Genomic DNA, 19,174 nt, shown 5'->3' with positions numbered 1-19,174 from the left:
ATCACAATTCTCTCCCCCTGTAGTTGAGCGGCAATGCCTGCCGCTACTGAACAACCGTATTTATCGTGCCGGACGGAATGACGACGCCGGAACGGACATCTACCCCCATAGCCTGTTCCAACGTGGCGATTCCGACATTATAATCATACAACGCCTGGATATTATTGGTTCTCGCTTCATTCAGGCTGAGCTGCGCATCGAGGACATCCAGATTGATGCCGACGCCGGCCTGATAGCGGACAGATTGAATCTTGAAGTTCTCTTCAGCCTGATTGATAACGGTCTGTGTCGCTTCCACTTTCTGCGCCGCGCTGCGGATATCCAAATAAGCTTTTTTTACTTCAAGTTGTACGGACTCGCGCACTTTTTGCTCATTTTCCCTTGCTGTCAGCAACGATTGTTTCGCTTCCTTGATCTTGGCGTTCGTAGCGCCGCCGTCGTACAGGCTGTACGAAACACCGCCCGTAATGGCCCAGTCACGATTATCCCAACCGGGGAAGGACGTATCGCTCCAACCGTTGGAAGCGCCGATACTGACAGTCGGACGATGACCGGCTTCGGCAATGCCGATCGTCTCTTCCGCTTCCTGCACGGCCAAACCGGCCTGCAATACGTCAGGACGATACTTCATGGCATAATCAATCGCCTCTTCCAGCGATATCGTGTATTCATTGAAGGGCAGGCGGTGATCGGCCAAAACCAACTTGGTCTGCACCGGCAGCCCCAGAATATTATTCAAGCTGGCTTCGGCGTTGGCCACGTTATTGGCAGCCGTTACGGCGTCCGTCTTGGCATTGGCCAGGGACACATCGGAGGAAAGCACGTCTACCTTGGCAACGGTACCTACGTTATAACGGGCCGATACGTTATCAACATGCCCCTGTAAATTGGTCACCGATTCGTCGTACACGTCCTGCAATTCTTCGTATGCCAGCAGACCGTAATAGGCGGAAATGGCATTCAGCTTTGTTTCCTGTTCGACGCGCAGAACTTCTTCCTGCGCCGAAGTCTTGCTCAATTGAGCAACGGCAATATTCCCTTCCGCTTTGCCGCCTGTGTAGAGCGGAAGCGTCAAGGACAATCCGTTGGTAAACTTATTAACGGTATTTGTCGATGCGCTGCCTGCACGGCTGCTGCTCCATGTATAATCCAGTTGCGGCATTTTACTGGCCCGGGCTTCATCAATGGCGTATTCGGCCGACTTCAAACTATAATGCGCCATTTTGATATCGCGATTATAATCGAGAGCCATTTGCACGGTCTTCGGCAGGTTCAATTCGACAGCCTGGTTCGAAGCTACGTGCCCTACGACGATGACCGGATCGGCTTCTTTCTGCTTCGCCGCTTTGGCTGCCAGCTTCTGCATATCTTGCTGAATTTTTTGCGCCAGTTCCTCCCGTAAAGCAGGCGGTACATCGGCGTTTCTCTCAGCAATGAGCTTCGCCGCCGCTGCCTGCCGCGCCGCTTGATCGGCCTGACCGGCGGCAACCTGCGTATTGGCCGTTACCGGCTGTTCCAAGGCGACAGGCTGAACGGGCGCCGCCGCAGATGCAGCCGTACCGATGGAAGTAATCACCATTGCCGTCAAAATACGTGTATACAAATGCTTGTTCATTCAGGATCCCCCCACATGTTCATAATAACTGACCGTCTTTGTTTAAAAGACATAATTGATACCGTAATAATTGCCGCCGTCACTGCGGTCCATGGGCCGCGTAAACTGGCCGAAAAGATACATATTCGAAGTCAGGCGGAACTGCGCTTTCAGCCGATACCGCCAGTCATCAGGATTATATCCTTCCAAAGACAAGCGGAACGGTTTATCGACAAAGAAATCCAAGCCGCCGCCGAGATCACCGTTGATCAGGCCGATACGACTGTCAAAAAAACGGCTTCGCCGCCCATATTGCAAATCCAGCCCCGTACCGCCGCCAATATTTTCAGCTCCCAGCAGAGCGAATGTATTGCCGCGGTACACCTTAAAATTTACGTGACCACGGCTTTCATTTTTCGTATCGTTATATAACAGGCCCACATCGCCGTCCATTTTGATGTCGCCTTTACCGCCGAAAAAATGGTTGACCTTGTCCGATATCTGCGCCGTATTGCGGAGCGTCGTCTTGATATCGGCACTGCTTTGCGGATCCGTTGCAATACTCTCCATGGAACGGGCTATGTTTTCAAAACGGTCGGATATGGATTTGATATTCCCCACAGTGGCCCGCATATTATCGGACAGGGAGCCGTCACCGTCCAGACGCTGCACCGACTCGTTCAGCGCCGTCGTCATGGCGGCCATATTGGCCGTCATTTGCTGCACATTACCGGCATTTGCTTCCATCATGCCGTTGGCGTTGCCTGTCAGCGCTTCCAGATTCTGCAGAGAGCCGCGCATGGCGGCCTGCGTCTTTTCATCGCCAATAACCGTATTGACATTACGCATCATCAGATTGACGTTAGTCAGCAATTTATCGGCGCTCTTCATCATATCGTTGACGGTCTTAGCATCACTGCCGCTCAAATAGTCGCCTTCTGCCGCCAGATTTTCACGATCTTCACCGGCTGTGATGGAAACGATCTTTTCCCCTAAAAGACCGTCCGTCGTAATCGACGCTTTCGAATCGCGGGGAATTTCCGTTCCCTTATTCAACTTGATCCTGACGTCGACACCATCCTTCGACGGCGTCACGCTCTCCACTTTCCCGACATTGACGCCGACATAGCGAACGGAGTTTCCCGGATGTAGCCCGTTGGCATCCTTGAACAGGATATGCAGCGGATAGCCCGGCTTTCCGAAAACCTCCGTATGCGCCAGAGAAACAACGACAAAGGTAAACAGCAAAACGCCGACGATAGTGACCAGGCCGACTTTCGCTTCTGCACTCCAATTCATATGGCTCTCTCTCCTTCTTCAGGAAGTACGCCGCCATGAATAAACAGTTGTACATCCCTGTTCTTTGTATGCTGAAATTCGTCTTTCGCTGCGATCAAGCGGAAGGTACCGTCAACGAGCAGCGCCATCCGGTCTGCCACATAAAAAGCCGACTCCATGTCATGTGTGACCAGGACGGATGTCGTGTGCAGGTGCCGCTGCGTATCGACGATCAGTTGGTTAATATCCCGGCAACGCAACGGATCAAGTCCCGCCGTCGGTTCGTCATACAGGATAACCTGCGGCTCCAAGGCAATCGCCCGAGCCAGACTGACGCGCTTCTTCATGCCGCCGGAAAGATCGTTCGGCATCATCTGTTCAATGCCGTCCAACCCGACGAGGTGCAGCTTTTCCCTGACCACGGCCTGCACTTCCGCTTCCGGCAAACGGCGGTGCTGCCGCAGCCCGAAGGCGACGTTCTCACCGACGGACAGGGAATCGAAAAGGGCTGAATATTGAAAGACCATGCCCATCCGCATCCGCACCTTATCCAGCTCATCCTCATTATAGGACGTAATATCCTGCCCATCAATCCACACGGAACCGCTGTTCGGTTTTTGCAGGCCGATGATGAGCCGCAGGATCGTGCTCTTGCCGGAACCGCTGGCGCCGAGTATGGCCAGGGTTTCGCCATCACGAATGTCCAGGTCAATATGATTCAAGATGACGTTTTCGCCGTAAGCGACGGTCACATCCTGAAGACGTATCATAGCTTCTCCTAATACAAAATAATGGACAATAAATAATTGCAAATGAAAATAAAGATTATCGACGTCACGACAGACCGCGTCGTCGCCTCTCCGACCCCTTCGGCGCCGCTTCTGGCGTGCATTCCCTCATAACAGGCGACGAGGGAAATAATGCCGCCGAAAAACATGGCCTTGATCATGCCGAAAGCGATATCGCTGACTTTGGTGAATAATTCGATCGAATTAATATAGGTAAAGTGACTCAATCCGGCACTGACGATAGCAACGGCATAGCCGCCGCCCGTACCGATGAGATACCCGTAAAAAGTAAGAATCGGTACCATGATCACGCAAGCGGCAAAACGGGGAACGACGAGATAGGAGATCGGATTCGTCGCCATACAACGGAGCGCGTCAATCTGCTCCGTGACCTTCATCGTACCGATTTCGGCCGTCATAGCCGCACCGACCCGTCCGGCTACGACAACGCCGGTCAGTATCGGTCCCAATTCGCGCCCCATGGCCACGGACATGATACCGCCCAACGTCGACTGGGCGCCGTAGCGGAGCAGAATATCGACGATCTGCAGCGTCATGACCATCCCTGCAAACAGCAGGGTCAGGCTGACGATCGGCAGGGAATTGACGCCTAAATGAGCCATTTGCGCGACAGTCAGCGAGCGCCGGATTTTCGGCAGCTGCCGCAAGGTCTCCACAAAAAGCATGGCGAGAACGCCTACTTGCGCGAAAACATGCAGCGTAAACCGTCCTATTTTCTCCAGTAAAACCTGCACGAACACGCCTCCTCATTACATATTAATACACCTAACTATACCATTATTGGCGGACCCTGTAAAACAAGGCGCGTCAATTGTTAGAAAACTGTGAGGAAACTTAAATACCAGCCTCAGTTTCCTCACGTTAGATGATATCATGACAGAGCATAAATATCAATTAAAAAGGAGCCTTTCAAGCTCTTTTTCCCTTTCTTTTCAAAAAAAATTCCTTTCTAAAGAAAGGAATTTTTTTATTCAGCCGCGTCAAAAATCGTCTTCAGCCTGGCATTGCGCCTGGCGTCGGAATTATCGCCGCCCGCATCGTCGCCGGCTTCATCGGATGCAATACCGGCAGTAGTCGACTGCATTTCTCCGTCGGCCTTTTCCTCTTCACTGATCAGGGCTTTGCCTTGCTGCAGTTTGTGGTTCTTCTTCAGTATGGCGTCCCGTTCCTTCGTGCCGACGACTTTGATCGTCAGCTGCCCGTCTCCCTTGACGATATACGGCGTCGCCAGGCGCGCTTTGGCTTCCTTGGCTTTTTCGTCACCTAGCAACTGTTTATGAGGCTTGAGCATATCTTTCGCTGCATCACCCTGCTCTTTTCCCTGAATTTTTGCTTTCGGAGCGGTCTTCTTATTGTCATTGATCATGCTGACGTTTCTTTCGAGGATTTCGATAACCAAGTCGTTATTGGCGTCTTCCGTTTCAATTTCCTTTTTCAAATCAGCAAAATTCTTGTAATGGCGAAGCCGTTCAATAATCTCGTCCGTCAGATTATACCGCTGTTTTTCGATCAGGTACGGCAACGGTACGACGCCGCCGCCGCGAATTTCCAGAATCATGTCCCCCTTCGGCTGGTCTTTCGGCACGGTAAAGGTCATTTCCTTGATCTCGTCTTCACCGCGGAAAGGGTGGAGCGTCACCTTGAAATAAACCGTATCACCGGGACTAACGACGACGGGACCGGCTGTCGCGTCAATAATACGCGCCGATTTTCTGGCCTGCGTAATATCGACCTTCATGTCTATGTCCAGAACGGGATAGTCGATGAATTCATTGTGTTTCAGTATATCCAACACGGTATATAATTCATCGATGCTTTTCTCATTAATGTTATCTTCGGAATAATACATATTGTGACGCGTAATATCCTTGTCCCTGCCTTCGGCGGAACGGATCGTATACGTCAGCGACGCCGTGCCGCCGCCGTTGCGATCAATCGTCTTATTCACCGTGTTATATACGGTTGTCGCCGCCAGGACAGGCGTCAGTTCATTGTCTTCAATGAGTTTCACGTGCCGCAGACTTTCCGTATCGGTGTCGTTGTCCCGTACGCGAATGAATTCGGGGATACCCGGCGCCAACTGATTGCAGACGCCGGCGATTCCGGCGCCGCGGTCCTGCAGCACTGAGCCGACTTCCGAGCCGATGGACCCTAATTTAAATGAACTCTGCAGGTTATTGACGATCGTAAAGATATAGGCATTATGCATGAAATAATCCATGCTGCCACGCTTCAGAAAGGGGTGTCCGAACGCGACGATGTGGTCACTGTCAACATAAGTTACGGTGCCGATGGCGCCGAGCTTCATGTCACCGTTGACGAAAGCCGCCGCCACGGAACTGCCCGGCTCCAGGGGCCACGCCGTTTCATCGCCGGCAGCCGTCGCCGTACTAACGGGGACGAAATGATACTGCGCCAACTTTCCCTTCATCCACTCCAGTGAAATCCCGTCAAACCCGGAAGCCATCAGCGGCGTAGCTATCGGTATCAGTCCTGCTTCTCGCGCATTGAAAGGCCGGATTTCTTCCTTCGTCGGTACATTCCACAATTTCACCATATCCGCAATCGGCGTGATCATGCCGACTTTTGAATTCGTAAATGACCAGCCGTAAGCGACGGCGCCGACAAGTTTGCCGTTCACGTACACGGGACTGCCGCTCATGCCCTGCGCGATCCCGCCGGTTTCCTGCATCAAATCGCCGGAAAACCTTGCCAGAACCAGGTCTCCCGAAGGCCCGCTGTTCTTCATAACACCGAGTATCTCTACGGGAAACGTCTCAATTTTCCTGCCGTGAACAACGGTCTTGGCATAGCCTGTCATCCCCGGTTCGAGGTCTTGTATATTCATGAACTCTTCAGCTGCCGTTCCGGGCGCTGAAAAAGCGTTCAGGCAAAGGGCGGCCGCACAAGCCGCCAATACGGAAAGAAACCGTTTTCCCATCATGTTCACCGCTTATTTCTCTTCCAATACGACGACAACTGCGCCCGATTCGACGGAAGCGCCTGCCGCCACGTGAACGCTTTTCACCGTTCCGTCGCCGTTGGCGCGAGCCGCCGCCATGGGGCCTGCCAGGGAATCGACCGTCACCAGAACATCGCCTTCTTTAACGGCTGTACCGACAGGCGTGACGGAAACGACGTTACCGCTCAATACGGATGTATACGGCACATCGGCCGCCGTCGCCGGCGCACTGAACAAAGAACCTGCCAACCCTAACGCCGCCAATACTTTATATTCTTTTTTCATTGTTTTTCCTCCTATCGTAAATCTTCAAAACTGTCCTTCAGCCGGTCCAGTTCCAAAAGGGCCTTGCCGGCGCCGTTAACGACGCACAAAAGCGGATCGTCACTGAGGTATGCCGCCATCCCCGTCGTTCGGGAAATGAGCCGGTCAAACCCGTCCAGGAGCATGCCGCCGCCGGTCAGGACAATGCCGTGATCGGCAATGTCGGCAGCCAGTTCTGGCGGAGTTTTTTCCAAAATGGATACGACTGTCCGCAGAATCCGTTCGATCGGTTCCTGCAGGGCCAGGCGAATTTCCTGTGAATCGATGTCGACAGTCGTGGGCAGACCCGTTTCCGTACTCCTGCCCCGCACGTCTGCCGTCAGATTGCGGCCGTCAGGCAACGCCGTGCCGATCAGCGTCTTCAATTCTTCCGCCGTATGGTAGCCGACTGTAATATGCTTTATTTTTTCCAAATAATGGATGATCGCTTCATCAAAGGTATGGCTGCCGATACGCAGCGACTCGCTGATAACGATGCCGCTGAGACTGAGAACGGCCACATCTGTCGTACCGCCGCCCATATCGATCACCATGGAGCCGTTGGAAGCGGCAATATCAAGGCCGGCGCCGAGAGCCGCCGCCAAGGGCTCTTCCATGACGACAGTCTTTCTGGCCCCCGCCTGAATAGCCGCTTCAATGACGGCACGGCGTTCAACATTAGTAACGCCCGAGGGTACGCAGATGATCATCCGCGGCTTGCAGAAAAGCTGTCGGCCAATAGCCTTGCGGATATAATATCGCAGCATATACTCCGTTGCGTCATAATCGGCAATGACGCCGTATTGCAGCGGATGATAGGCCCGAATATTGCGCGGCGATCTGCCGATCATCGCCTTGGCTTCCTGACCGATGGCGACAATCCGGTAGTCCGTTGTGTCAACGGCAATAACGGACGGTTCATTGACGACAACGCCGCGTTTCTTTACATAGACGATAATATTTGTCGTCCCCAAATCGATGGCAACGTCCGTTCCCAGCCAGTAAGCAGGCGACAAGTACCGCAACGGCGACAAGGCATGTATAGTTTTCTTATTCTTCGTCGCTATTGATTCTGACAATATCTGCACCTAGCCTTTGCAATTTTAACACAAAATTGTCATAACCCCTGTCAATATGATAGAGTGAGCCGATTTCCGTCTTCCCCTCGGCAACGAGTCCGGCCATGACCAAGGCGGCACCGGCGCGGAGATCTGTCGCATTGACGCGTCCCCCCTGCAGGTGGGGCACGCCCTCGACAATAGCGCTGCGCCCTTCGATGCGGATCTTGGCGCCCATACGTTTGAATTCTTCAACATGCATGAAGCGGTTTTCAAAAACCGTTTCCGTGACGACACTCGTTCCTTTGCAAATCGTCGTCAACGCCATAAACTGGGCCTGCATATCCGTCGGAAAACCGGGATAAGGCAATGTTTTGATATCGACAGGCTTTAAATCGCTGCTGCCGATGACGCGAATCCCTTCAATCTCTTCTTCAACGGTGGCGCCGGCTTCTTTCAACTTGGCGACTAACGGCTTTAAATGTTCCGACAAGGCGTTTTCCACGTAAACGTTGCCGCCCGTCATGGCCGCACCGACCATAAAGGTTCCGGCCTCAATGCGGTCGGGGATAACGGAATGAGAAGCGCCGTGCAGCTCCTTTACGCCTTCGATGCGGATCACATTCGTACCGGCGCCGCGAATATTGGCGCCCATACTGTTCAAATACGTCGCCAAATCGACGATTTCCGGCTCTTCGGCGGCATTCTCGAGAATGGTCCGCCCTTCTGCCATAGACGCCGCCATCAGGATGTTTTCCGTCGCGCCGACACTGGGAAAATCAAGATATATCTGCGCCCCCTTCAGGCCGTCGGGAACGGATGCTTCTATATCGCCGTCGGCCAGATCAATGACCGCTCCCATCGCTTCGAAAGCCTTTAAGTGGAGATCGATCGGCCTGGCGCCGATGGAACAGCCGCCGGGAAGAGATATTTTGGCGTGCCGTTGCCGCGCCAGCAACGGCCCCATAACCAGGAAAGACGCGCGCATGCGGCGCACCAGATCATATGGAGCAACGGAATTGTTCAAATTACTGCCGTCCAAGACGAGCGTTCCTTTACAGGGATTTTCTATTTTTACGCCTAAAGAATGGATGACGTCACAAACAGTATGAACATCATCCAACTTGGGAATTTCCGTTAATGTACTTTTCGTCACGCCCAACATGGATGCGACAATAATGGGCAACACAGCATTCTTCGCACCGCTGACGCGAACTGTCCCATGCAGCGGCTTACCACCATGAACAACAAGCTTCTCCAACTTCCGTGCCTCCTAAAGGTGCTTATATATGAGATGAACACATCACAACACTAGCAGTGATCGTAAAAATCTTGCTATTGAGTTATTGTACCATAAATAGCATAAAACGAAAAGAGTGGCCTCGCTGACAAGGCCGCTCTTCTATTCCGTTCCCGCTTCATTTCGTTTTCAACGCATATCTGCAAAAAACCGGCGGACGCCCTGCCGTATTGCCGGCAGTCGCCCATACAGATTATTACCGGGGCATTCTGTACGGCAAAGATCGCGATGGCCGACGATAGTGCGCCGGCTCGGTTCCAAATCATAGCGATCACAAAGATATGCCGTTAAATTGGCGACAGACTGCAGCTGCGCCGCCGAAGGCTTCGCCGTTTCAAAGTTTCCGGCGGCGCAGATACCGACGGAGACATCATTAGCGCCCAGGCAATGGGCGCCGACCATATCCATGGGTCTGCCGGCTTCGATCGTGCCGTCTTTCCTGACGATGAAATGATAGCCGACACCGGCCCATTTGTTCGCCAAATGCCAGGCATGTATGTCGGCGGCACCGACGTCCCGATCCGGCCCGCCGGCGTGGTGGATGATGATCATTGACGTCATGCGGCGGCGTATCAGCTTTTCGCTGAATGCCAACTCGGTTTTGACGACAGGCGGCGCTTTGACGCGTCTTCGCCCCGTGCCTCCCTTTGCCGATGCTGTCAGGGGGAATGCCATGACAGCGGCCAAGACCATCGCTGTCCTTTTCAAAAAATCTCTTCGCCCCATATCGACCCTCCCGCTTCTCCAAATTCCTGTCGCAGCAGGTCAAACAAAAGAGAGCCGCTCCGCCTGGGAGCCACTCTCTTCGTGAACCTCGTTTCTTCGCTGTTTACGGCAGCGCCGCGACACCTGAACGTGCCGTGTACGGGCCGCATTCCGGCACATAAAACGACTGCGCAGGACTCTCTTTACGTAAAACTCCTTAATAAATCGATTATTTTAAACTGGTATAAATCTTTTCCAAGTTTTCTTTCATCCGATCCAAATACGACTCTCCCTTTTCATTGCTTTCCATCGTTTCGATCGGTTCCACCTTAGCGCCGACTTCCTTGGCCAGCGTTTCGGAAACGGCAGGGCTGACCATGTCTTCGGCAAAAATGGTAGTTACCTGATTTCTGCGGCAATAATCGGTCAATTCGGCCAACTGCTGGCTACTCGGCTCACCTGCGGCAAAAACATCTTCAACGCTATTCTGTTCCAAGCCGAAATCACGGCACAAATAGGCGAACGCCGCATGACCGGTCACGAATTGTTTCTTCTGCACATGTTGGAACTTGCCTACATATTCGTCTTGCAACGCTTTCAGCTGCGCCATATATTCTTGCGCATTTTTTTCATAAAAATCTTTATTTTTCGGGTCCGCCTGGATCAATCCGTCGGCAATATTGCGGACTTCGATCTGCGCGCAGGAAAGGCTTAGCCAGCAGTGAGGATCATACTGCCCATGTTCTTTGATTTCTTCTTCATCTTCATTGACTATCGGCTGAACGCCCTTGGACGCGTCGACTTGTATCAATTTATCGTTGCCTGCCGCCTCGACGGCTTTGTCCTTCCAGCTTTCCATTCCCAAACCGTTATACACAAACACCTTGGCGCCGGCCATATCCTTCAGGCTTTTTGTCGTCGGTTCAAACTCATGGGGTTCCGTTCCGGCAGGAATAATCGTCTTAACCGTCACTTTATCTTTGCCGACAGCTTTGACAAATTCCCCTACGGCGTCAAAACTTACGGCTACCTGCAGCTTTTCGCCCGACTGGGCCTTATCCGCGTTGGCACCGTCTTGGCCGCAACCTGCCAGCATCGTTACCATTAATGCGGCTCCCAACAGCGCCGTGATCCATTTTTTCAAGATCATCATCTCCCTTTGTCTTTTTAAAATTGCAAATGCAAACCATCCGCGTTTGCTAAAAAAGAATATCACATTCATCTTTCACTGTCAATAAAAACACACGCTGTTGATACCGGATACAGACGTTAGTCACCCTGTGCGATCCGTATCTTTTAAAAAATCATTCTTAATTTCCCTTCCTGCCCTATGCCCAAATAAGTGCGGCGCATTCTTTCTCGTCAAGACTGCCGGAAGCGCCTCTTTATCATCATAATCAGCTCTTTGCACTCCAATCTTTATGCGCACTGCGCCGCCTACAGCCGTTACCGACGGCAATAAAAACATGCCATTTGCTGCAATTGCAGCAAATGGCATGTTTTTATTTATATCGTTTCCAGCCAGGACAAGGCATCGCCCAACATATTGGTTGTAACGAAATGCCCCAAGCCCTCGTAAAGGATCAGGCTGCACGCCAGTCCTTGCCGCCGCAGTTTCTCAACAAACAGGAGCTGCGCCTCCTTATCCACCGTAGGATCACTGCCGCCATGCAGAGCCAGAACGGCTTTTCCTGCCAACCGTTCTGTATGCCCATACGGATCATACCGATCGATTTCTGCCAGCAGCGCTTCGTATCCTTCGGGAATATCTATATGCAGCGCCGAACGAAAGCGTCGTTCCGACTCGTTCCACCAGCCTGAACCGTTGAGCGCGACGGCGGCCTGCACCCGTTCCTGCCAAGTCAGCACGCCTAAGGCGGAAAAACCGCCGAGCGAATGCCCCATGACAAAAACCGGCAAGTCGGGATATGCTCCGCCGATATAATCGAGAAGACATCCCGCTTCTTCCACATTCTGCAAGATCGTTTTCCAAAACAGCGCATAAGCTTCCGGCGCCGTGTAATCGATCGTCCCCCGTTCGCCGTGATGGACCGCTTCGGGAATCAGGACATCATACCCGTAAGCCGCCAATATCCGGCCGCGAAGGGACTGCAGTTCCTTCGTTGACGACCAGCCGTGATAAAAAATGATCACGCCCTTCGGTGCCGTATCGGCAACAACGGACAGGCAGGGGATTCCTTTTATGGTAAGCCGTCTTTCTTCAATCATAATTTACTTCCTCTTTCTCCGTACAGCCACCGGCGGCTGCCACAACTCCGACCAGATGAGGCCGCTGTAAAGTGCGCGATGTGGCGGTGTCAGGCGGCTCCAAGCCTGTTCGGAAGCGACTTCGCGCAAGGTCTTGACCGCCGTCGTTTGCGATTGTACCGTCACCGCGCTTACTTCTGTCTGCGGCGATCGTCCCGCCCTTTCGGCAGGCGCCTCGTCCGACACGTGCAACGGCGCCGGCCGTCTGCTTTCAGGCTGCGGCCCTTCGCGCCGCGCGGCGGCATCCTTCTCCGCGTCCTGTCGCGGCCTTGGCGTCGGCACTTGCCGCGGTTTGTAGCGGCGTTTTTTGCGCAGCAAGTCAGGCAAGGCAGAGAAGGCGATAAAGAGAATGACCAACCAGATCCACTCCATAAGCCCTCCTAATCTTCTTCGCGATTCGCATGTGTCGTTTTCGTCCTGATCTCTCCGCCCTGTACCGGCGGCATGCCCGCATCGGCAACTGCCGTACGCATCTTCGTATCGGCCAAGACATTATTCATCGTATAGTAATCCATAACGCCCATATTGCCGTCTTTCAGGGCCTGCGCCAACGCCAACGGCACGGCGGCCTGTGCTTCCACGACTTTCGCCTGCATTTCCTGCGTGTAGGCGTGCATTTCCTGTTCCTTGGCCACAGCCATGGCCCGCCGTTCTTCGGCCTTTGCCTGCGCGATCTGCTTATCGGCTTCGGCCTGGTCGGTCTGCAATCTGGCGCCGATATTGCGTCCCACATCGACATCGGCAATATCAATGGACAAGATCTGAAACGCCGTGCCGGCGTCGAGCCCCTTATTTAAAACCGTTTTTGAGATTTCATCGGGATTTTCCAGAACCTCCGAATGATCGCTCGCCGAGCCGACGCTGGTAACGATCCCCTCGCCGACGCGGGCGATGACCGTCGCTTCTCCGGCGCCGCCGACGAGACGGTCGATATTGGCACGAACGGTTACACGGGCCCGTACTTTCAACTCAATCCCGTTTTGCGCCACTGCCGATATAAACGGCGTTTCGATAACCTTCGGATTAACGCTCATCTGCACCGCTTCCAGGACATCACGACCTGCCAAATCGATGGCGCAGGCCCGTTCAAAAGTGAGCGACATGGCCGCTCGATGAGCTGCAATCAAGGCGTCGACAACGCGATCCACATCGCCGCCGGCCAGGTAATGGGCTTCCAACTGATTGACGTTGATATCGAGACCGGCTTTATTCGATTTTACTAGCGGCAAAATAATTTTTGACGGCACGACACGCCGCAGGCGCATGCCGATCAGATTGACGATCCCGACGGAAACGCCGGCGGCCATCGCTGAAATCCAAAGCCCGAGCGGTACGAAATGGAGAAACAACGAGATAATGACGACCGCCGCGATGATGACGATGATCGGCACTGCCAAAAATGAAATGAGTGACATAGAATTCCCTCCTCCTTAACAATCTTTCACACTAGGCTCTACGACGACGCAGCCGCCGTCGATACGAACGACGCGAACCGGCGTGTCCCTGTCGATGAACGCGCCGTCCGTAACGGCATCAACCCGTTCTTTGCCGATACGGATCGTACCGGCAGGGCGCAAGATCGTGATCGTCGTTCCCTCTTGATGGAGAAAACGGCTTTTGTCCTCTTGCGAGGAATATCCCTTTTCCTTCGTCGAACGGTCTTTTAGCGCCAATTTATTAAGCAGTCTGCTCTGCGGCAGCCGGCGGCCGACGAGGACAAAGAAAATCGCCGCAATAAGGACAGCGCAGGCCAAAAGATAGACCGCTTCCGCCGTAGCCCCCAGCAGGTAGAACAGACTGGCGAACAACAGTATAACGCCGCTGATGCCGAAAATACCGACTCCCGGCGTAACGAGCTCCAGCGCGATAAGAACCAGCGAGCCGATAAAGGCCGCGCCGATTTTCAGCGAATCGGCAAAGGAGCCGTCGCCGCTGACAAAAAGCATCGCGCCCAACAACACGGCCGTAACCAGACCGGCGCCGATGCCGGCCGTCTTGATTTCGGCCAGAATCGCCATCAAAATAAGCGCAACCAGCACCATGCGCACATATTCATATTGCAAAACGCCGACGGCTCCGTCACGAAGGCCGCGTTCCTCATAGATCAGCCGTGCGTCGCCCAGGCTGAAAAGGCCCAGAGCGGCGCCGACATCGGCAGCACTGCCTTCAGAAATATCCAGGTCCGCCGCCTGCCTGTCCGTCAGCGAAAGCAATTGCCCCGGTTCGGCATAGCCTGGGAATCCCAAGGTTTTATCGACCATCGCTTCGGCGACGCGGGGATTGTGGCCGGTCCGGCCTGCAGTCGCGGCAAACTCCGCCCGTAAGGCGGCAATATTTTTTTCCGTGTCGGGAATCGGCTCCGCCGCCCCGATGCTGCTGCCGGGCGCCATCACAATATGCCGGCACGAAAGGGCAATCAGCGCACCTGCCGACCAGGCTCGCGAAGGAATATACGCGATCGTCGGTATCGACGCCTGCTGCAACGCATCGCGAATCTTCAAAGCACTGTCCACCCTGCCGCCGAGCGTGTTGACCGACACGACGACGGCGGCGTCATCATTGTCCGCCGCATCGGCCAATACACGCTGCACCAAAGCGACCTGGGTGCCGTCTATTTCTCCGTCAATGGCAATAACATGCACATCTCCGGCAGCATAAGCGAAGGGCGCCAATAAAAGGCAGAGAAGGAGCAGACAAAGCCGCTGCATCCACTGCCGTACGCGCTTTCTGTTCATCTCTTTACCTCCTCAATATTCTGTCTGCCGCTGCTGATCGCATAAAAAATAACCGGCCTTGCGAAAGGCGGCAAGCTCTTCTTGCGAAAGGCTGCGGGCCGCTGTTTTTTCAAAATAATCGGCGCCTTTATTATCGAGCTCGCGGATTCGCGCCGCAACCGCCTCATATACAGCCTGCGGCTTATCTTCTTTCAACCACGCCAGCATCTGATTAAGCCACATGCGGCAGGTCCAGGACGACGGACCGTGATTGTGACCGCGCAAAATACGGATTTGTATGTCTTCAGGAATCTTGGAAACAAACCATGACCATTTCTCCTTGGCTATTAAAAAGCGGTATTCTTCATCAATCTTGCGAAGATGCTCCGCGTGAAGCTCAACGAGATAACGGGACCAAAACAAACTGAGTGTCATTGAAAGGATCCTCCCCGACTTACATTGACTTACGCATCATTACCGCCGTTGATCTCATCGACGGACAACAGAAAGCTCGGCGCATAGTCACGCAGAAACAGGTCAACTTCAGGCATCTTGAGACTTTGCAGCTTTTCGCCGATCGTCACATAAGCTGCATTGAATTCACGGTTGCCGGCATTCTTTTCCTGAAGGCACTTCACATACGCGCTGAGGGTATCGGCAGCCTTTACCAAAGGCCACAGGACGTCGTCTTCAGCCCGGCAAATAAGCGGTTCATAAGCGTCCTGCAGCTCGACCGGCAGCGTTTGCAGCAGCCGTTCTTGTGCCAATCGTTCCACTTCGCCGTACGTACGGCGCATCAGGGGATTAAAATACTTGACAGGTGTCGGCATGTCGCCTGTAAAAACTTCGGCCACGTCATGATACATCGCCAAGACGGCCGCTCTGGCCGGATCCGTTTTGCCGCCGAAATAGGTATTGCGCAGGAGACAGAGGTGATAGGCGATCATTGCCGTTTGGAGCGTGTGTTCCTGAATGTTCTCTTCCTCCGTATTCCGCATCAGGCTCCAACGGCGAATGAATTTCATCCGCCCCAGGATAGCAAAAAAATGACTTTTCATCGCTTCTTACCGGTACAGCCCCATGGCGCGGATAACGTTTTCATACGTTGCAGCCGCTTTGGCATGGGCTTTGGCAGCTCCTTTCGTCAGCACATCGTCCAGTTCGGGCGTCGCCACCAACGCGGCGTAGCGCTGCTGGATCGGTTCAAGAACGGAAATGACGGCGTCGGCAACGTCCTTCTTGAACGAGCCGTAGCCTTTTCCCGCGTAAGCCGCTTCGATTTCCTCATGCGACTGATCCGTAACGGCCGCGTAGATGTCCATCAGATTGGAAATGCCCGGTTTGGCCTTGACGTCATAGCGAACGGCATTTTCACTATCCGTCTGCGCCCGCTTGATCTTCTTTTCGATGTCCTTCGGCTCGTCGAGAAGGTAGATCGTCGCCGTCTGATTCTCATCGGATTTGCTCATCTTCTTCGTCGGCTCTTGCAGACTCATGACGCGCGTTCCGTCGTGGGCGAGCAGAATATCGGGAATCGTGAAGACTTCACCGTAAAGGCGATTAAACCGCTGCGCCAAATCGCGGGTAATTTCCATATGTTGTTTCTGATCATCGCCGACAGGTACGAGTTCGGTCTGATACAAGAGGATATCTGCCGCCATCAACGGCGGATAGGTCAACAGCCCCGCAGGAATGGAATCTCCCCGCTTCGCCGCCTTATCTTTATACTGCGTCATGCGTTCCAATTCGCCGACATAGGACAAGGTCGTCATGATCCAGCCGAGCTGCACATGCTCAGGAACCTCGGACTGCACGAAAAGCGTCGATTGATCCGGATCCAGCCCGGCAGCCAGATAGATAGCCGCCAGCTGGCGTGTTCTCGCATGAAGCATTTGCGGATCTTGCGGCACCGTAATAGCATGTTGATTGACAACGCAATAATAACATTCATTGCCGTCTTGCACTTTGGCAAAATTCCGCAGTGCTCCCAGATAATTTCCCAACGTAAGATTTCCGCTCGGCTGAATGCCGGAAAAAATAATTGACATCGTAATTCCTCCTAAAAAAAAAGCTTCCATCCCCAAAAAAGGGACGAAAGGAATAGTTTCCGCGGTACCACCCCGGTTGGCGCAAAGCCCGGCTCACACACTTGCGTGTGTTTCATCCCGTAACGACGGAACGCCGGCGGCGCCTACTGACTTCGGGCCGCATCTCCCGGGCCCATTCCCAATATTGCTTCCTGTCGGGCTCTCACTGCCGCCGACTCGCTGCAAAGGGGTGAAATATCGGTACTTACTCCCGTTCATAGACATTACTGTATATGCCATATTTTAGCGCCTTTCCGCCGCTGCTGTCAAGGCATGGCCGGTCATTGTAAACAAGCATGGTTCCACTGCTTGACGCCGCCGGGGTACGCTGTTTTATAATACGTTATATCCCCCATTTCATACGAAGAAGGTGCATCTTATTGGTCTTCCTTTCCAAACGAACTTATTTGAGCCTGGCCGCCGTCGCCGTCATAGCCGCCGTCGGCACCTACCTGTTTGTCCCCGGCGCCAAAACGGTCACACAACAGACGTTGCGGGCGACAAAGGCTGCAGCCGCTCATTACGAATTATTGGACGCCGTCGACGCCGTAAATATCCGTCAAGTAATTACAGCCGACAGTACGACGTCGCGGACGATCATGTGGCAATCGGCCGTGTCTGAGCCGGACGCAGTCGTCGACTATCGCGTCAACGGCGACGAGACGGTCCGCACCTTGCCCGCCGCCGAAGAGTCCTTTACAGATAACGGGCAGACGACGTTCATCCACCGTGCGCTCATCAAAGGCTTGACCGCCGGTACGGAATACGAATACCGTATCGGTACAAACGGTAAACGCAGCCCCTGGTTCCCCTTAAAAACGGCGTCAGGCACCGCCTTCAAAGCCCTTATTTACCCGGACTCCCAATCCAGCGACTACGCGGTCTGGACGGAAACGGCAAGAGCGGCCTGGCAACGAAACGGCGACGCGAGCTTTTTCATTAACATGGGTGACCTCGTCGACAACGGCCAGGACACGTATCAATGGAATGCCTGGTTTGAAGCCGTCGAAAATATGATCGCCGCCATTCCCGTCGTTCCCCTCGTAGGCAATCATGAGACCTATGACAAAAACTGGCAAGTCTGCATGCCGGAAACATATTTACATCTGTTTGCACTGCCGGATAACGGCAACAAAGCCTATGCCAATCAGTTTTATTCCTTTGACTACGGCAACGTGCATTTTATCGTTCTCAATACGCAATTTTCGGAATTGGCCGACTTTGAACCGTCCCTCGAAGCGGACGAGATCACCTGGTTCAAAGAAGACGTCGCCAGAAGCGAAAAAAAGTGGAAAGTCGTTTTGATGCACAAGGACCCGCTCCAATATGCCTTTAATCCGGAAGCCAGATCGACACCGCGGGAAGAAGGCTTTTCCGAAGAAGGCAAAACCTTCATGCCCCTTTTTGACGCCGCCGGCATCGACGTCGTCCTCTCCGCTCATCTGCATACGTACCGCAATCGCGGTCATATCAAAAACTTCCGCCGTGACGACGCCGGCCCGCTGTACATCCTGACCGGCGTCGCCGGCAACGTTCGCTATCCTTCGCTTTGGAAGCAACATGCCCTCGACGAGTATCTGGCGCCGCAACCGGAAACCGACAACTACCTGACCTTGGAAGCGACGGATGACAGCCTTCGCTTCCAGGCCTTTCTGCCTGACGGCACGCTCCTCGATACGGCCGAAGTTCGAAAGTAAGGAATTGACCGTCGCGAATCATAGCTGAAGGCGTTTTATTTCTTCAGCTGTTGTATTTGCCACTAGTCAAGACGGTAAAGTATGTTATAATGAACACATCCCGATGGTTTTCGGCAAAACTGCTGCTACTCTCTGAGGAGGAATGAAATATGGCTATTACGAAAGACACAGGTATTATTGAAGCAGTACAGAAATACCCGCAGATTATTGAAATCTTCCAGTCCTATGGGCTAGGTTGCGTAGGCTGCATGGCTTCCCATTTCGAAACGATCGGCGACGGCGCCGGCGCGCACGGAATTGACGTCGATGCGCTCATCGCCGACCTGAACGATTGTATCGCCGAAAAAGACTGACTGCAAAAAAGCGTCCTCAAGAGAGGACGCTTTTTTTGATAAAAAA

Annotated in this window: 20 protein-coding genes and 1 other annotated feature; of the genes, 2 read left to right on the top strand and 18 right to left on the bottom strand. The window is 53.4% G+C overall.

All coding sequences use genetic code 11. The annotated features are described in order from the left end of the window. Positions 1-43: 43 nt before the first annotated feature. The 18 genes from C0977_RS09635 to trpS form a co-directional block, all read right to left on the bottom strand. Positions 44-1,615, bottom strand: a complete 1,572-nt coding sequence (locus C0977_RS09635; RefSeq protein WP_101913240.1) for a TolC family protein — start codon at positions 1,613-1,615, stop codon at positions 44-46. Positions 1,616-1,657: 42 nt separating this feature from the next. After that, the gene (locus tag C0977_RS09630) at positions 1,658-2,893 is read right to left on the bottom strand and encodes an MlaD family protein (protein WP_101913239.1); all 1,236 of its coding nucleotides are present in this window, start codon (positions 2,891-2,893) and stop codon (positions 1,658-1,660) included. Beyond that, a complete protein-coding gene (locus tag C0977_RS09625; protein ID WP_023054203.1) occupies positions 2,890-3,642 on the bottom strand; it encodes an ABC transporter ATP-binding protein in 753 nt (250 codons plus the stop codon). Before C0977_RS09625 ends, C0977_RS09630 begins: the two co-directional genes overlap by 4 nt. An 8-nt stretch (positions 3,643-3,650) precedes the next feature. After that, on the bottom strand, positions 3,651-4,415 hold the full coding sequence (locus C0977_RS09620) for an MlaE family ABC transporter permease (protein ID WP_101913238.1): 765 nt from the start codon (positions 4,413-4,415) through the stop codon (positions 3,651-3,653). Between the two features lie 233 nt (positions 4,416-4,648). Next, entirely contained in the window at positions 4,649-6,625 is a 1,977-nt protein-coding gene (locus tag C0977_RS09615; protein ID WP_101913283.1) for a SpoIVB peptidase S55 domain-containing protein, read from the bottom strand. A 9-nt stretch (positions 6,626-6,634) separates the two neighbouring features. Then, positions 6,635-6,928, bottom strand: a complete 294-nt coding sequence (locus C0977_RS09610; protein WP_101913237.1) for a hypothetical protein — start codon at positions 6,926-6,928, stop codon at positions 6,635-6,637. A gap of 11 nt (positions 6,929-6,939) precedes the next feature. Then, the gene (locus C0977_RS09605; protein ID WP_419177287.1) at positions 6,940-8,025 is read right to left on the bottom strand and encodes a rod shape-determining protein; all 1,086 of its coding nucleotides are present in this window, start codon (positions 8,023-8,025) and stop codon (positions 6,940-6,942) included. Beyond that, the gene (gene murA / locus C0977_RS09600; protein WP_023054192.1) at positions 7,997-9,265 is read right to left on the bottom strand and encodes a UDP-N-acetylglucosamine 1-carboxyvinyltransferase; all 1,269 of its coding nucleotides are present in this window, start codon (positions 9,263-9,265) and stop codon (positions 7,997-7,999) included. The genes C0977_RS09605 and murA overlap by 29 nt, the downstream gene beginning before the upstream one ends. A gap of 168 nt (positions 9,266-9,433) precedes the next feature. Continuing rightward, the gene (locus C0977_RS09595; RefSeq protein WP_023054175.1) at positions 9,434-10,030 is read right to left on the bottom strand and encodes a peptidoglycan recognition family protein; all 597 of its coding nucleotides are present in this window, start codon (positions 10,028-10,030) and stop codon (positions 9,434-9,436) included. A 208-nt stretch (positions 10,031-10,238) separates the two neighbouring features. Continuing rightward, on the bottom strand, positions 10,239-11,156 hold the full coding sequence (locus C0977_RS09590; RefSeq protein WP_036243075.1) for a metal ABC transporter substrate-binding protein: 918 nt from the start codon (positions 11,154-11,156) through the stop codon (positions 10,239-10,241). 126 nt (positions 11,157-11,282) lie between these two features. Next, the gene (locus C0977_RS09585) at positions 11,283-11,507 is read right to left on the bottom strand and encodes a hypothetical protein (RefSeq protein WP_101913236.1); all 225 of its coding nucleotides are present in this window, start codon (positions 11,505-11,507) and stop codon (positions 11,283-11,285) included. A gap of 8 nt (positions 11,508-11,515) precedes the next feature. After that, positions 11,516-12,238, bottom strand: a complete 723-nt coding sequence (locus C0977_RS09580) for an alpha/beta fold hydrolase (RefSeq protein ID WP_101913235.1) — start codon at positions 12,236-12,238, stop codon at positions 11,516-11,518. Positions 12,239-12,241: 3 nt separating this feature from the next. Continuing rightward, entirely contained in the window at positions 12,242-12,649 is a 408-nt protein-coding gene (locus C0977_RS09575) for a hypothetical protein (protein WP_101913234.1), read from the bottom strand. An 8-nt stretch (positions 12,650-12,657) separates the two neighbouring features. Beyond that, positions 12,658-13,692, bottom strand: a complete 1,035-nt coding sequence (gene floA / locus C0977_RS09570; RefSeq protein WP_023054525.1) for a flotillin-like protein FloA — start codon at positions 13,690-13,692, stop codon at positions 12,658-12,660. 15 nt (positions 13,693-13,707) lie between these two features. Further along, positions 13,708-15,012 (bottom strand): NfeD family protein, encoded by a 1,305-nt coding sequence (locus C0977_RS09565; protein WP_234987640.1) that lies wholly within the window; start codon positions 15,010-15,012, stop codon positions 13,708-13,710. Positions 15,013-15,024: 12 nt separating this feature from the next. After that, the gene (locus C0977_RS09560; protein WP_023054524.1) at positions 15,025-15,426 is read right to left on the bottom strand and encodes a hypothetical protein; all 402 of its coding nucleotides are present in this window, start codon (positions 15,424-15,426) and stop codon (positions 15,025-15,027) included. A 29-nt stretch (positions 15,427-15,455) separates the two neighbouring features. Then, positions 15,456-16,049, bottom strand: a complete 594-nt coding sequence (gene yfbR, locus C0977_RS09555) for a 5'-deoxynucleotidase (protein ID WP_101913233.1) — start codon at positions 16,047-16,049, stop codon at positions 15,456-15,458. A gap of 6 nt (positions 16,050-16,055) precedes the next feature. Further along, on the bottom strand, positions 16,056-17,039 hold the full coding sequence (trpS, locus tag C0977_RS09550) for a tryptophan--tRNA ligase (protein WP_023054527.1): 984 nt from the start codon (positions 17,037-17,039) through the stop codon (positions 16,056-16,058). A gap of 36 nt (positions 17,040-17,075) precedes the next feature. Continuing rightward, positions 17,076-17,306: a binding site (T-box leader), on the bottom strand. 152 nt (positions 17,307-17,458) lie between these two features. On the opposite strand from trpS, the gene C0977_RS09545 reads away from it, so the two are divergent. Both C0977_RS09545 and C0977_RS09540 read left to right on the top strand, forming a co-directional pair. After that, positions 17,459-18,775: a purple acid phosphatase family protein gene (locus C0977_RS09545; protein ID WP_234987639.1), complete on the top strand. Its 1,317-nt coding sequence runs from the start codon at positions 17,459-17,461 to the stop codon at positions 18,773-18,775. 149 nt (positions 18,776-18,924) lie between these two features. Continuing rightward, complete coding sequence (locus tag C0977_RS09540; protein ID WP_023054530.1) at positions 18,925-19,128, top strand: DUF1858 domain-containing protein; 204 nt, start codon at positions 18,925-18,927, stop codon at positions 19,126-19,128. The last annotated feature ends 46 nt before the right edge of the window (positions 19,129-19,174 follow it).

The sequence above is a fragment of the Megasphaera vaginalis (ex Bordigoni et al. 2020) genome (genome assembly GCF_900240295.1).
GTDB lineage: Bacteria > Bacillota > Negativicutes > Veillonellales > Megasphaeraceae > Megasphaera > Megasphaera vaginalis.
Note: the sequence above shows the minus strand (reverse complement) of the source record. Positions and strands in the feature narration are given on the sequence as shown.